The sequence below is a fragment of the Kocuria sp. CNJ-770 genome (assembly GCF_001942375.1).
GTDB lineage: Bacteria > Actinomycetota > Actinomycetes > Actinomycetales > Micrococcaceae > Kocuria > Kocuria oceani.
On sequence record NZ_MKJW01000078.1, the window covers coordinates 51,562 to 65,826 of the forward strand.

A 14,265-nucleotide genomic window follows, 5' to 3' on the forward strand; every position below is an offset into this window, starting at 1 on the left:
TGCAGATGCGCCGACCAGTCTATTTCCCGCCGCTCCGCCGGCCGGGTTCCCAGCACTGATTCCGAGAGGATCCCCAGGTTCGCCCGCGCGGTCTCCGCGGACGGCGCGGCTTCGGCAGGCAGTCCATGTCCCGGTGTCACGGACCTGGCCTACGCTGGAGCTGTGATGTGCCCCGCCGCCGCGCGCACCCGCTCCTGACCGTGCCGAGGCCCCGCTGCCTCGGGAACGAGCTCCTTCCGCGACCCGGATCCGGGCCGCGGGATTCCCCACGCACCAGGAGACGGACCATGCACCTTCGCACCTTCCGCGCCGGCGACCTCGAGACCCTGATCGGCCTCACCGTCCGCGCCTTCCGGCCCATCCAGGACGGCATCCGGCACCAGCTGGGTCCTGAGCTGTTCGCCCGGCAGAACGGACAGTGGCAGCAGGACTACCGCGACACCCTGACGGAGCTCACCGCCCCGGAGCGCCGGCACCGGTTCCTCGTCGCCGACCTCGACGGCGCACCCGCCGGCTACGCGGCCTGGGCGGTCCACCCCGGTCCCGCCGGGCCCCAAGGGGAGATCACGCTGCTCGCGGTCGACCCCCGGCACCAGCGGAGCGGCCTCGGCCGTGCCCTGATCGAGGCGGCCTGTGCGGCGATGCGCGCTGCCGGATGCGTCGTCGCCTGGGCGAGCACCGGCGGTGACGACGCGCACGCCTCCGCCCGGGCCGCCTATGCCGCCGGAGGCTTCACCCCGCTGCCCACCGTGTTCTACAGCCGCGTGCTGTAGGAGATCCCCCGGGGGCGGGACCTCCCGGGCGGCCCCGGCCTGTCGGCCCGGAGTTCACCATTGCGCACACGCCGTGCGGGGGCGCACAGTGGCTGCATGACGACGCGGAGACAGCCCGGGTTCGTGCTCGCGGTCGTGCTGGCTGCGGTCGCCCACCTCGTGGCGGCGTACTTCTACCTGGCCAGCGGTCTGATGGCCCCGCTGTGGGCCGTGGTGCTGCTGCTGGTCTGGTGGGCGGTCCTCACCGTCGTCGGCGTGCGGCTGGTGCAGCGCCGGTCCTACCTGGTGCTGCTCGTGCCCGTCGTGGCCGCGGTGAGCTGGTTCGGCCTGATGTCGTTCGGCGGGCAGGTCCTGGGCTGGACCCCCTGACGGGACACAGCACCCTGATCGAGGTGCGGCGAACGGCCCGGCTGCAGGAGACCCTCGGCGGTGCACGAAAGGGTGCGGACATGGCTGGAGGCGGATCATGCCCCCCAGCACGATCCGCCTCCAGCGCTCCCCCCTCAGGGTAGGGACGGCCGCTGCGACCGCCTCGGGGACTCCCTTGTCCAGCGAGTGGTGCGCAACGGCTGCGGGTGACCAGAAGTGCCTCTGGTCAGGCCCTGGTCTTTCCCCACGACCACCATGGAGGATCTGCCGCCGGGCTCGCAAACGGTGCCTGAATATGACGCACACCACAGGCAACATTTCGTTGCGGGCGCGAAGCCCCCGGCCGGGACCATCCCGGTAACTCGGTCCCGGACGACGCCGGGGAAGCCGGCGTCCCCGCGGAAACGACCGAGCCGCCGAGGCCGGGGCTCACCCCGGCCGGGAGGTTGCTGCGTGGAGCAGGACGGTACGGACCTCGTCCAGGATGTCCTCGGCGTCCGGGCCCGCCGCGATGAGCACCAGGGCCGGGTGCTCCGGTGCGGGCCGGCCGGGCGGATGGGGGCGCAGGTCCACCCGTCCGCCCGAGAGCTGGATCTCGTGCCACCGCCCGACCGGATCCTGGAGGAATCCCTTGGCCCGGACCAGCCGCCCCGCCTGCCCGGCCAGCACCCGGGCGAACGCGGCGACGTCGAGGGGGCCGAGGTCCTCCAGGGCGGCGGATCTGTGGGTCGTCGCGTGGCGGTCCGCGGGGTCGTCCGGCGGCGCTCCGCCGTTCTGCGTCCCCGGGGCCGGGCCGGCGAAGGCGGCCGTCGCCGCCGCGCCGGGGTCGGCGGGATCCTGCACGAGCAGACGCGCCTGCGGTGCGGCCTCCCGGCAGGCCTCGACCGCCTCCTGCGTCCCGGCGGGCAGCGCGAGGTCGGTCTTCGTCACGAGGACCACCTCGGCCGCGGCGAGCTGCCGCCGCACGGTGTCCCCGACGTACTGGTCCCGCAGCAGCCGGCGCACGGCGGTCGCGTCCGCGCAGACCAGCACCGGGCCGGGGGAGAAGCCCGGGAAGTCCCGCCACGCGGCCAGCTGGGCGGGGTCGCCCACGCCGCTGACCTCGCACAGCACGTGGTCCAGGTCCCCGCGGGCGGCCAGGGCGGTCATGGTGCGCAGGGCGTCGTCGCTGATCTGGCAGCAGATGCACCCGTTGGTCAGCTCCACGGTGTCCCCGGAGGCCGAAGCGATGAGGTCCGCGTCGATGTTGACGCTGCCGAAGTCGTTGACGACCACGGCGGTGCGGCCGGGCAGCACCCCGGCCAGCAGCCGGTTCACCAGCGTGGACTTCCCCGAGCCCAGGTAGCCGCCGATGATCCCCAGCCGGGCGGTCACGGCGCCGCGCCCGCCGGCGGGGCCGGGACCCGGGTGGCGTGGTGGCGGCCGCCGACCACCGTGCCGAGGACGTGGATGTCCCCGATCTCCTCGGGGGCCACGGCGAGCGGGTCCTCGGCCAGGACGGCCAGGTCCGCGAACTTGCCGGCCTCGAGCGAGCCGACCTCGTGGTCCATCTTCAGCAGGTACGCCCCGCCGACGGTGACGGCCTCCAGGGCCTCCTGCACGCCGATCCGCTCGTGCTCGCCCATGACCCGCCCGGACACCGTCAGCCTCGTCACGGCGTGCTTGACCGAGTGCAGCGGGCCCAGTGGCGTGACCGGGGTGTCGGAGTGCAGCGAGATCGGCACGCCCAGCCGCAGCGCCGTGGCGGCGGCGTTCATGCGCGCCGCCCGGTCCGGGCCCACGGTGAGATCCATGTGCTGGTCGCCCCAGGCCCAGATGTGGTTGGCGAAGACGTTGGCGCACGCGCCCAGGGCGGCCATCCGCCGGTACTGGGCGGCGGTGCTCAGCTGCGAGTGCGTGCAGGTGTGCCGGTGGTCGGGGCGGGGGTGCGCCACGAGCACGGCCTCGAGCGTGTCCAGGAAGAGCTGGGTGGTCTGGTCCCCGTTGCAGTGCACGTGGATCAGCAGCCCGGCCCGGTGGAACGTCTCGAAGGCCTCGCGGAACTCCTCCGGGCTCACGGCCCAGATCCCGTTCGGCTCGCCGTTGAGGTAGCCCGGCTCCAGCAGGCGTGCGGTGAAGCCCTGGATGGAGCCGTCCAGCATGAGCTTGACGTTGCCGAAGCGCAGCCGCTCCGTGTTCAGCTCCCGGAGCCGGACCAGCCGTTCCGCGGCCTCGGGCAGGGAGCGGGACACGGGACCCACGCCGGCGCCGAAGTGGAAGACGTTGAGCCGGGCCGGGAAGTCGTCGTCGACGCTCGAGCGGTACAGCGCCACGCCGTCGTCGTCCATCAGGATCAGCGACCCCAGGTCGGTCAGCGTGGTGGTGCCCGTGTTGACCCCGTCCTGGCCGAACCGGCGCAGCGCCCGCGCGTCGATGGTGAGCAGGCCGGAGCCCGCGGTGAGCTCGCCGACGAGGCCCATCGCCGCGAACTCCCGCAGCTCCCCGGTGGGCCGGCCCGCGTCGTCCTTGACCACCCCGGGAACGGGGGTGGCGGCGTCGATGCCGAACCGGTCCAGGACCGCGGAGTTCACGGCGCACACGTGCCCGCTGGTGTGGGAGACGTGGATCGGGCGCGTGGCGGAGACCCGGTCCAGTTCCGCGGCGGCGAGCGGCTGCCCCGGGAAGTAGATGGGATCCAGGCCCCAGGCCAGCAGGGGAGCGTCCGGGGCGTCCAGCTCCGCCTGCGCCTCCCGCAGCCGGTCCAGCACCTCGTCGATGGTCCGGCAGCCGGGCCACCGGCGCCCGTCGGGATCGGTGCGGTCCACGAGGCCCACGTACGTGCTGGCCCACACGTTGCCGGAGCCGGCGTGGCTGTGCGCCTCGACGAAGCCGGGCAGCAGGACGGCGTCCGCGTATCGCTCGTCGAGTTCCGCGCCCGGATAGGACAGCAGCTCGGCGACGCCTCCGACGGCGCGGATCCGGTCGCCGCGCACGGCGACGGCCTCCACCACGGGCCGGGCCGGGTCCATGGTGCGGACGGTGCGGGCCGGGTAGACGGTGGTGGGCTCCATGGGGTCCTCTCGGTGGTGGGCTCGGGCGTCCGCGGGGTCGGCTCAGTCCCGGCCGTCGCGGCGGGGTGCCGCGAGGCTCGGACCGTCCTGCCCCGTCGGCGCCGCGGTGTCCTCCGTCGGCGCGTCCGGCGCGTCCGGCGCGTCCGGTGCGCGCAGGCGGCCGCGGCGGAACTCGTGGACGTAGGCGGTGACCTGCTCCTCCCGCGCGTGGGGCGTCAGGAGGCTCACCACGACCAGCAGCACGGCCGAGACCACGAGGCCCGGCGCGATCTCGTGCAGGCCGAACGGCTGCCCGGCCAGGCGCCAGAGCAGGGTCGCGGCCAGGGCGCCGATCGTGCTGACGATGACGCCGGCCTTCGTGGCCCGCTCCCAGAACATGGCCGCGAGCACCGGCGCGACCAGCGCGGCCGCCGTGAAGGACAGCGCCACCTGGTAGATCGCGATGATGTCCTCGACCCACAGGGCGATCAGCAGGCCGAGTACGGCCATGAAGCCGACCGACAGACGGGAGACGCGCAGGATCCTGGCGTCGTCGGCCGCAGGGTTGACCCACCCCTGGTAGATGTCCTTCGAGATGTTGATCGCCCCGCTCAGCAGGAACGACGTGGCGCCGGTGAGCAGGGCCGCCAGCAGCGAGACCATGAGCAGACCGCCGACGGACCCGGGGAACACCTCCGCGACGAACGACGTGTAGACGGCGTCCGGGTCCGTCCCGGCCGGGAACGCCTGGACCGCGGTGATGCCGATGAGGATGGCCAGCACCGCGATGACCCCGGAGATGACGAACCCGACGACGACGGCGGAGATCCCGGTCCGGGTGGAGCGGGCCGCCGTCAGGCGCTGCCACGTGGTCTGCCAGACGATGTAGAACGGCCCGAAGACCAGGAACCAGTTGAGCAGCTCCGTGAAGCCGATGCTGCCGAAGTCCAGCAGGCGGCCGGGGGTGGCCTCGACGACGACCGAGGGGCCGCCCACGTACACGATGCCCAGCACGAGCATGAGCGCCACACCGGCCACGATGACGACGGTCTGGACGGTGTCGGTCCAGGCCACGCTGGGCATTCCGCCGATCATGGTGAACACCAGGGTCACCGCGAAGCCGAGGACGATGCCCCAGAAGACCGGCAGGTCGGTGATCGAGGACAGGATCGAGCTCATGCCCACCAGCTGCATGCCGAACGTGGGGGTCATGTAGAGGAAGCCGATGATCAGCGCCGGGATCAGGGCCGAGAGCTTCCCGAACCGGCGGGCGAACAGCTCCGGGACGGTGTAGAGCCGCAGGGCGCGGATCGTGGGACCCAGGACCAGCACCGCGACGATCGTGAACAGGGTGAAGCTGATGACGGTGACGGCGTAGGAGATCCCCAGCTCGAAGCCCTGGCCGGCCCCGCCGATCAGCGCCGCCGAGCCCGTCACCGTGGCGATGACCGAGCCGCAGATCGGGAAGAAGCCGAGGCGGAAGTCGGCCATCGCGTAGTCGTCCGCGGTCTTCACCGTCTGCGCCGACCGCACGCTGACGGCGAAGAGGAGGAGCAGGAACCCCACGATCCACACCAGATACCAGTTCATGGGCCCTACCGCCGTTCCTGTCGGGGTTCTTCGGTTCTCGCACCTGATCGGTTGCACACCGCGTGCAGAGCCTCCCGCCGGCGGGCCGCCGCGGACGTGCTGCGGCGGGAGGTCCCCGAGGCAGGGTTCGGGCACGGGTTCATCCTTGCGGCGCGGAGGGGGCTCCCACAAGTCCGACGTCCGGAAAGCGGGCATTCCGGTCGGCCGGCAAGGACGGGGGCCGAGGGGCTGGATGCCCTGCTGGGCGTCCCGGCGGGCTCTTCCGAACGGTGCTCCTGAGCGGTGTGCGCGAGGCCGTCGTCAGGAACGGGCGCTGCGCGTCACCGGACGCCCCGGTCCGGTGCTCACGTGCGGTTGACCCGGTTGGTGAAGTCGCCGCCCTGCGCCAGGGCCCGGAGGTTCTCGAGCAGCAGCGGCGCGGCCCCGATGGGCCGGCCGCCGGCCATGTGCGGGGTGATGGTCAGGTGCGGCGCCGACCACAGGGGGGACTCCGCGGGCAGCGGCTCCTGGGCGGCGACGTCGATCGCCGCGCCGGCGATGGCCCCGGCGTCGAGGGCGTCCACCAGTGCGTCCTCGTCGACGGTCGATCCCCGCCCCACGTTCACGACGAGGGCGCGCGGGGGCAGGGCGTCGAGCCGCTCACGGTTCAGCGCCCGCTCGGTCGCCGGGTCCTGGGGCAGGATCAGGACGAGCACGTCCGTCCCGGGCAGGTGCTCGGGCAGCTGGTCCGGGGTGACGACCGGGTATCCGCCGCGCTCACCGGCGCTACGCGCCACGCCGGTGACCCGGGCGCCCAGCGCGGTGCACAGTCCGGCCAGGTGCTGCCCGATGGCGCCGAACCCCCAGATGAGCACGTGCGCGTCCAGGAGCGTGGTGACCCGGTCCTCGGGGTGCAGCGGCTGCAGCCCGCCCAGCCGCGGGTCCCAGGAGCGCTCCTCCTGGCTTCGCGCCGCGGTCGGCAGCTGCCGGACCAGGTGCAGCATGAGCGCCAGTGCGTGCTCGGCCACGGGCAGGGTGTGCAGGCCGACCCCGGTGCAGATCACGGCCTCCTCGCGGAACCCGGCCTCCAGGACGCTGTCCGGACCGGCCGCCAGCGCCTGCACCAGCTGCACGCGGGAGAGCCGGCGGGCCGTCTCCTGCAGGGCGTCGGGCGGGGTGCCCCAGACGACGACGACCTCCGCGTCGGCGTGCTCCGCCGGGACGGGGACCGCCGCGTCGTAGCGGACGACCTCGTGGTCGGTGAGGTCCGTGGGGTCGATGTCCGTGGTGTCGGGAATCAGGATCTTCATCGGGTCGGGCTCTCCTGGTCGGGGTGGGGCGTCGGGCATCCCGCCGCGCGGCGGGATGCCCGGCAGGGGCTGGGGTCCACGCTACGGGGAGCGGATCAGCGGATGACGGGTTCGGTGCCGGAGAGCAGCTCCAGTTCGTGCCGGCGGGGGAAGCCCTCCCAGTCCCCGGGCACGAGACAGGCGAACGCCCCGGTCCTCGCAGCGGTCTCGAGCCGCTCGCCGGGCCCGCGGTCCAGGAGCAGTTCGGCGAGGTAGCCGGCCACGAAGGCGTCGCCGGCGCCGACCGTGTCCAGCGCCTCGACCGGCACGGCCTCCTGATGGAGCACCTGGCCGTCGATCAGGGCCACCGCGCCGTCGGCCCCGCGCTTGATCACGACCTGCCGCGGGCCGTGGGCGGCGATCCGGCGGGCGAGCTCGACGGGGTCGGCGCCGGCCCCGACGGTGATGACCGCCTCGTCGTCGCCGGCGAAGACCAGGTCGGCGTGGGGGAGGATCTCCCGGTAGAACTGCCCGGCCGTCTCGCGGTCCCACAGGTTGCCCCGGAAGTTGAGGTCGAACGAGACGAGGGTCCCGGCGGCGCGGGCCACGGCGACGGCGTGGTGCAGCGTCTCCCGGCACTGCGCGGAGAGGGCCGCGGTGATGCCGCTGAGGTGCAGGATGCCCGCGCCCGCGACGAGGTCCTCGTCGACGTCCTGGGAGGACAGCCGGGAGCCGGCGCTGCCGCTGCGGTAGTAGGTGACGCGCTGGACCGAGGGGGTGCGGCTCTCCTTGAGCATCAGGCCGGTGGGCGCGTCGGGGTCCACGGTGACGCGGGCGTCCACGCCCTCGGCGCGGATCTCCCGCTCCACGAGGATCCCGAGCGAGTCGTCGCCGACGCGCCCGCACCAGACCGCGGGCACGCCGAGGCGGCGCAGGCCGATGGCGACGTTGGACTCGGAGCCGCCGATGCCCAGGCTCAGGCCGGCGGCGTGGGCCAGCGGCCCGGGCCGGTCGGCGCGCATCAGCGCCATGGTCTCCCCGAAGGTCAGGACGTACGGAAGAGACGGATCCGAGGCGGTCATCGCGGTCCTCCGGCCTGGTCGGCGAGCGCGCGCACCCGCCGGGCCCGGGTGGTCAGCGCCGCCAGGTCGCCTCCGGCGAAGGCGTCCCCGAGCAGCGGCCCGCCCAGGCTCACGGCCAGCGCGCCGGCCTCCAGCCACGCGGGGACGTCCTCGATCCCCACCCCGCCGGAGGGGACGACCTGGAGGTCGGGAAAGGGGCCGCGCAGCTGCGCGAGGTAGCCGGGTCCGACGAGGGAGGCGGGGAAGACCTTGACCGCCGTCGCTCCGGCCCGCCACCCGGTGTGCAGCTCTGTGGGGGTGAGCCCGCCGGGATAGACCGGGACGGCGCGGCGCGTGCAGGTCGTGACGACGGCGGGGTCGGTGGTCGGGGTGACGACGAACGCGGCGCCCCGGTCCAGGGCCGCCTCGGCCTCCTGGGCCGTGGTGACGGTGCCCACGCCGATCTCGACGTCGGCGCCGAACCGCTCGAGCAGCACGGGCAGCTCCGCGAAGACCCCGGCGGTGCTGAGGGTCAGCTCGATGCTGCGCACGCCGCCGCGGGCCAGGGCCTCGATGATGGGGTCGTACTCGCGGGCGTGAGCCGCTCGCAGCACGGCAACCACCCGGGTGGTCGCCAGGAGGTCGGAGGGCGGCGGACGGAGTGTGCCGCCGTCGTCGTGCGCGGGAAGCATGGGGAGTCCTTTCACTGGCGGCTGGAGAACAGGTTGGCTGAGGAGACGTGAGGCGGGGACGGCTGTGCGGGGGCGGCGGTCCGGGCGCCTCACCGCCCCAGCCAGCCTCCGTCCACGGGCAGGACGATGCCGGAGACGTAGTCGGAGGCGGCGCCGGCGAGAAAGACGATGGCGCCGGCGAGGTCCTCCGAGGCGCCCCAGCGCCCTGCAGGAATGCGCTCCAGGATGGCCCGGGAGCGGTCCGGGTCCTCGCGCAGGGCCGCGGTGTTGTCCGTGGCGATGTAGCCCGGGGCGATGGCGTTGACCGTGACCCCGTGGGCGGTCCACTCGTTGGACAGGGCCCGGGTCAGTCCGGCGATGCCGGACTTGGACGCGGTGTAGCCCGGAACGTTGATGCCGCCCTGGAAGCTCAGCAGCGAGGCGGTGAAGATCACCTTGCCGGACCCCCGGGCGAGCATAGCCCGGCCCACCTCCCGGGTGAGGACGAACTGGGAGGAGAGGTTCACCTGGAGGACCTCGTCCCACAGCGCGTCCGGGTGCTCGGCGGCCGGCGCGCGCTGGATGGTCCCGGCGTTGTTCACCAGGATGTCGACCGGTCGGTCCAGTCCGGCCAGGTCCCGGCCGAGGGCCGTGACGGCGTCCCGGTCGGTGAAGTCCACGGTGCGGGCGGTGAAGGATCGCCCCAAGGCCTCCACGGCCTGACCGACGGCGCTGCCCTCCGGCTCGAGGGTGGCGCTGACGCCGATGATGTCGGCCCCGGCGGCGGCCAGGGCCTCGGCCATGGCCCGGCCGATGCCGCGCTTGGCGCCGGTGACGACGGCGAGCTTGCCGGTGAGGTCGAACAGGTCCCGGCTCATGCCGTCCCCGCCTGGCAGTCGATGAGGACCTTCATGGCCTGACCGGAGGCCAGGGTCTCGAAGGCGGCCGCGGTGTCCGCGAGCGGGACGATCGCGGTGATCAGCTGCTCGGCCGGCACCACCCCGGCGGTGAGCATCTCCACGGCGGTCTCGAAGTCGGTTCGTTCGTAGACGCGGGCCCCCACGACGGACAGCTCCCGCCAGAAGATCCGCTGCAGGTCCAGGGGGCGGGGCTGGGGGTGGATGGCGACGACCACCAGCCGTCCCCGGACCCTCGCCAGGGCGGTGGCGCCGAGCACGGCGGGGGCCGCCCCGGAGACCTCGAAGACGACGTCGGCGCCGGCGCCTCCGGTCCACTGCTCGACCCAGGCGACCTGGTCATGGGCCGTGGGGTCCAGCACCTCGAAGCCCAGCTCCTGGATCATCCCGCGCCTGCCGGGATCGAGCTCGATCACCACGACCTCCGCGCCCAGGTGCCGGGCCGTGGTGGCGATGAGCACCCCGATGGGCCCTCCGCCGATGACCACGGCCTTCTCGCCCGGCTGCAGCTGGGCGCGTCGCACGTCGTGGACGGACACCGCCACCGGTTCCACGAGGGCCGCGTGGTCCAGGCGCAGGGACTCGGGCAGCCGCACCAGGACGTGGGCGGGGACGTTCCAGCGCCCCTGCAGGGAGCCCGGGGAGTCGATGCCGATGAAGTCGAGGCGCTGGCAGATGTGCTGGTGCCCCGCCCGGCAGGCGGGGCACTCCCCGCACCAGTCCAGCGGCATGACGGTCACGGGGTCCCCGACCGTCCAGCCCTCGACCCCGTCGCCGACCGCTGCGATCCGCCCGGACATCTCGTGCCCGATGACCGCGGGCAGGGTGACCCGGGCGTCCATGCTGCCGTGCAGCACGTGCAGGTCGGTGCCGCAGATGCCGGTGTAGGCCACCTCGATCTGGACCTCGCCGGCTCCGGGCGGGTGCTCGTCGACGGTGGCGATCTCCACGGTGCGGTTGCCGGTGTAGGTGGCTGCCTGCATGGTGCGGGCCTCTCTGGCAGTCGGTCCAGGCATGGATTGCCGTCGGGCTCTTGTGATCCACGGCACATGTCCTGTAGGAATGGTTCGAATCCTATATAGGCCTCGAGGAGTGGTCAACGGCTCGGTGTATCCCGAGTCGGCGAACGTGACCACGGACCGGCGAGCTCCGTGTCCTCGTCACGCCATTGCCCATGACGCAGATCACATATAGGATCCAGCCAATCCATATATTCAAGGAGGGTGACGATGACCGCATCCGCGGAGTTCGACGTCCAGGGCCTCATCCGCCTGGCTTCCCAGGTTCTCGTGGCGCACGACGTGCCGGAGGCCGATGCCGACCTGACCGCGCGGTCGTTGGTGCAGGCGGACCAGCGGGGCATCTACTCCCACGGCCTGCTCCGGCTGCCGCTCTACGCCGACGCGCTCCGGCAGGGCGGGATCAACGCCGCTCCGGCTCTGACCTGGACCCGCGACACCGGGTCCGTCGCCGCCCTGGACGCCGACGCGGCGCTGGGCCAGGTGGCCATGCAGGCGGCCGTGGACTACGTCCTGGAGCGCGGCGCCGCCCACGGCATCGCCGCCGTGGCCGTCAGCAACAGCAGCCACTACGGCGCCGGCGCCTTCTGGAGCGACCAACTGGCCGCCGCCGGCTTCCTGACCGTGCTCACCTCCACCACGGGCCCCGTGGTGGCCCCGCACGGCGGCACCGAGAAGGTCCTGGGCACCAACCCGCTCACCCTGGGCGCGCCCAGCGCCGGGGAGTGGCCGCTGACCGCCGATCTCGCCACCAGCAACGGCGCCTACGGCAAGGTGATCGCGGCCCGCAACGAGGGCACCCAGCTGCCAGAGGGGTGGGCCGTCGACACCGAGGGCCGGCCGACCACGGACCCCGTGGCCGCGGCCGCAGGGTCCATGATCCCCTTCGGCGGGCACAAGGGATCCGCCGTGTCCGTGCTGCTCGAGGCCTTCTCCGCCTCCCTGACGGACGCCACCTACGCCTTCGAGACCGTGGACATCTGGTCCAACCCCGCCTCGCGGATGAACAACGGGCACCTGCTGATCGGCCTCGACACCGCCGCCTTCGGCGGCCGGGAGCACACACAGGCGCGGGTCCGGACCCTGCAGGACCGCGTCCGCGGCTCCGGCCCCGGGGGCCGCCCCGTCCTGGCGCCGGGCGACCCGGAACGCCTCCGCGAGCAGGAGCACGCCGCCGTCGTCGCCCTCCCCGCGTCCACCGCGGAGCAGCTGGCCGAGCTCGCCGCCCGCCTCGACCTCGATCCCGTCCACCCCGTCCCCACCTCAGCACCGACCGTCTCCGAAAGGACCCAGCCATGACCCGCAAGACCTCGCTCAGCCGCTCGATCACCGCCCGCCGCGGCACGGCGGCCGCCCTCGGCGTCGCCGCCACCGCGACCCTGCTCCTCACCGGCTGCGGCGTCGGGGAGCCGGTGGACCGCAGCACCGTGGCCGCGGCCGACCCCGACGCCAAGACGCTGCGGCTCGCCCACGTCTACGACGCCGGCCACCCGGTCGAGGAGTGCGGCGTCAGCACGCTCAAGGAGGAGCTGCAGGGCAGCGGTCTGCAGATCGACAGCTTCCCGGCCGCCCAGCTCGGCAACGAGGCCGAGTCCCTCGAGCAGGTGGCCAACGGCAGCCTCGACATGGCCATCGCCGGCCCGTCCTTCCTGGGCGTCTGGCACAAGCCCGCCGAGGTCCTGGACGCGGCCTACCTCTTCGAGGACGTCGACCACTTCGTGGAAACGGTGGAGGGGGACACCATGAAGTCGGTGTTCGACGACCTCTACGAGTCCGCCGACCTCAAGGTGCTCTCCAGCTGGTACTACGGCACCCGGCACGTCACCGCCAACAAGGAGATCGCCACCGCGGACGACTTCCAGGGGCTGAAGATCCGCACCCCCAACGCCCCGCTGTACCTGGAGAACATCAAGGCCATGGGCGGCACCGCCACCCCCATGGCGCTGGACGAGGTGTACCTGGCCCTGCAGCAGGGCGTGATCGACGCCCAGGAGAACCCGATCCCGACCATCGCCACGGCGAAGTTCAACGAGGTCCAGGACTACATCAACCTCACCGGGCACATGATCCAGGGCGTGCAGATCACCACCGGACGCTCCGTCTACGAGGACCTCACCGAGGAGGAGCGCACCGCGCTGGACTCGGCGATGGGCGCCGCGGCGGACGCCACCCGCCAGTGCATCGAGGAGCAGGAGCAGTCCGTGCTGGAGGAGTGGAAGAACGGCGACGGGATCCAGGTCAACGAGAACGTCGACCGGGAGTCCTTCGCCGCCGCCGCCGAGGAGGCCATGCTCGAGCAGCCCTGGGGCGACCTCTACCAGCAGATCAAGGACCGTCAGTGAGTGAGCGCGCCGAGGCGGACCTCACCCCGCCGCACGAGCACAACCTCGCCTCGGGGCTGCACGTGCCGCAGGAGCCGGACGAGCCCGACTACCTGGAGCAGCGCAGCAGGGTCTACCGCTACCTCGTGGTGACCGAGCGCGTGGCCTCCTGCACCTTCCTGGTGGCCACGCTGGGCCTGATCATCCTGCAGGTGGTCAGCCGCTACGTCTTCAACAGCCCGTTCACCTGGACCGAGGAGCTCGCCCGGTTCGCGCTGCTGTGGTTCGCGTTCGTCTCGGCCGGGTTCGTGATGGCCCGGCGCATCCACATCGCCGTGGACCTGGTGGCCAGCAAGCTCGGCCGGAAGGGCGGGATCCTGATGGACACCTTCGCCCTGATCATGGTGGTCCTGGCCTCCGGGGTCATGACCTGGGCCGGCGCAGGCTTCGCCGCCGGCGCGGCCCGGCTGGCCGCTCCGGCCACCTCCCTGCCCATGAGCATGGTCTACGCCTCGGCGGTGGTGGGCTTCGGGCTGATCTGCCTGCACGCCGTGCTGCACGTCTATCTGAACATCCGGCACCCGGAGCTGGTGCCGGAGGCCATGGAAAACCTCGAGCGGGAAGCGGTGTAGGACCCATGACTCTTCTCCTGATGCTGATCGGTCTGCTGCTGCTGCTGGCCCTGCGCGTGCCCGTGTCCTTCGCGCTGCTGATCCCGTCCCTGGTCTACGTGATCTCGGACCCGGCCCTGGACATGGGCACCGCGGTCCAGCAGACGGTCTCCGGGGTGGACAGTTTCGCGATCCTGGCCGTGCCGATGTTCATCCTGCTGGGCAACCTCGCCAACGTCTCCGGGGTCACCGACAAGCTCTACGACGCCGCCGTGGCGGCCATCGGGCACCTGCGCGGCAGCCTCGGCTACGTCAACGTTGCCACCAGCTTCGGCTTCTCCTGGATGAGCGGCGCGGCGATCGCCGATGCCGCGGCCATGGGCCGGGTGCAGGTGCCGGCCATGGTCCAGCGCGGCTACAAGCCGGAGTTCGCCCTCGGGGTGACCGGGGCCTCGAGCCTCATCGCCCCGATGATCCCGCCGAGCATCCCCGCGATCATCTACGCGGTGACCGCCGGGGTCTCGGTCGGGGCGCTGTTCATGGCCGGCGTCGTCCCGGCCCTGGTGCTCGTGGCCGCCCTGTGCACCACGGTGTGGTTCCTGACCCGCAAGCAGGAGGAGCTGCGGCTGCCCCGCT

Annotated in this window: 14 protein-coding genes; 6 read left to right on the forward strand and 8 right to left on the reverse strand. The window is 72.9% G+C overall.

Annotated elements, in window-relative coordinates; genetic code table 11:
- Positions 1-287: 287 nt before the first annotated feature.
- Positions 288-773 (forward strand): GNAT family N-acetyltransferase, encoded by a 486-nt coding sequence (locus BJF77_RS04780; RefSeq protein WP_075871425.1) that lies wholly within the window; start codon positions 288-290, stop codon positions 771-773.
- A gap of 96 nt (positions 774-869) precedes the next feature.
- A complete protein-coding gene (locus BJF77_RS04785) occupies positions 870-1,142 on the forward strand; it encodes a hypothetical protein (protein ID WP_075871426.1) in 273 nt (90 codons plus the stop codon).
- A 429-nt stretch (positions 1,143-1,571) separates the two neighbouring features.
- Here the strand turns inward: BJF77_RS04785 and BJF77_RS04790 are convergent, their stop codons facing one another.
- From BJF77_RS04790 to BJF77_RS04825, 8 genes are all read right to left on the reverse strand, one after another.
- Entirely contained in the window at positions 1,572-2,516 is a 945-nt protein-coding gene (locus tag BJF77_RS04790) for a GTP-binding protein (RefSeq protein ID WP_075871427.1), read from the reverse strand.
- Positions 2,513-4,192 (reverse strand): amidohydrolase, encoded by a 1,680-nt coding sequence (locus BJF77_RS04795; RefSeq protein ID WP_075871428.1) that lies wholly within the window; start codon positions 4,190-4,192, stop codon positions 2,513-2,515. Before BJF77_RS04795 ends, BJF77_RS04790 begins: the two co-directional genes overlap by 4 nt.
- Before the next feature lie 42 nt (positions 4,193-4,234).
- Complete coding sequence (locus tag BJF77_RS04800) at positions 4,235-5,761, reverse strand: sodium:solute symporter (RefSeq protein WP_075871429.1); 1,527 nt, start codon at positions 5,759-5,761, stop codon at positions 4,235-4,237.
- A gap of 344 nt (positions 5,762-6,105) precedes the next feature.
- Positions 6,106-7,050 (reverse strand): NAD(P)-dependent oxidoreductase, encoded by a 945-nt coding sequence (locus BJF77_RS04805; protein ID WP_075871430.1) that lies wholly within the window; start codon positions 7,048-7,050, stop codon positions 6,106-6,108.
- A gap of 95 nt (positions 7,051-7,145) precedes the next feature.
- The gene (locus BJF77_RS04810; RefSeq protein WP_075871431.1) at positions 7,146-8,111 is read right to left on the reverse strand and encodes a sugar kinase; all 966 of its coding nucleotides are present in this window, start codon (positions 8,109-8,111) and stop codon (positions 7,146-7,148) included.
- Positions 8,108-8,782 (reverse strand): bifunctional 4-hydroxy-2-oxoglutarate aldolase/2-dehydro-3-deoxy-phosphogluconate aldolase, encoded by a 675-nt coding sequence (locus BJF77_RS04815; protein WP_075871432.1) that lies wholly within the window; start codon positions 8,780-8,782, stop codon positions 8,108-8,110. Before BJF77_RS04815 ends, BJF77_RS04810 begins: the two co-directional genes overlap by 4 nt.
- An 89-nt stretch (positions 8,783-8,871) precedes the next feature.
- Positions 8,872-9,639: an SDR family NAD(P)-dependent oxidoreductase gene (locus tag BJF77_RS04820; protein WP_075871433.1), complete on the reverse strand. Its 768-nt coding sequence runs from the start codon at positions 9,637-9,639 to the stop codon at positions 8,872-8,874.
- Positions 9,636-10,661, reverse strand: a complete 1,026-nt coding sequence (locus tag BJF77_RS04825) for a zinc-binding dehydrogenase (protein WP_075871434.1) — start codon at positions 10,659-10,661, stop codon at positions 9,636-9,638. Before BJF77_RS04825 ends, BJF77_RS04820 begins: the two co-directional genes overlap by 4 nt.
- A 246-nt stretch (positions 10,662-10,907) precedes the next feature.
- Between BJF77_RS04825 and BJF77_RS04830 the strand changes: the two genes are divergently transcribed.
- The 4 genes from BJF77_RS04830 to BJF77_RS04845 all read left to right on the forward strand — a co-directional run.
- Positions 10,908-11,996 (forward strand): Ldh family oxidoreductase, encoded by a 1,089-nt coding sequence (locus BJF77_RS04830; RefSeq protein ID WP_075871435.1) that lies wholly within the window; start codon positions 10,908-10,910, stop codon positions 11,994-11,996.
- The gene (locus BJF77_RS04835; protein WP_075871436.1) at positions 11,993-13,039 is read left to right on the forward strand and encodes a sialic acid TRAP transporter substrate-binding protein SiaP; all 1,047 of its coding nucleotides are present in this window, start codon (positions 11,993-11,995) and stop codon (positions 13,037-13,039) included. The genes BJF77_RS04830 and BJF77_RS04835 overlap by 4 nt, the downstream gene beginning before the upstream one ends.
- Positions 13,036-13,650, forward strand: coding sequence for a TRAP transporter small permease (locus BJF77_RS04840; protein WP_075871437.1), 615 nt, complete (start codon positions 13,036-13,038; stop codon positions 13,648-13,650). The genes BJF77_RS04835 and BJF77_RS04840 overlap by 4 nt, the downstream gene beginning before the upstream one ends.
- 5 nt (positions 13,651-13,655) lie before the next feature.
- On the forward strand, positions 13,656-14,265 hold a 610-nt coding region (locus tag BJF77_RS04845; protein ID WP_139318447.1), incomplete at its 3' end, for a TRAP transporter large permease subunit.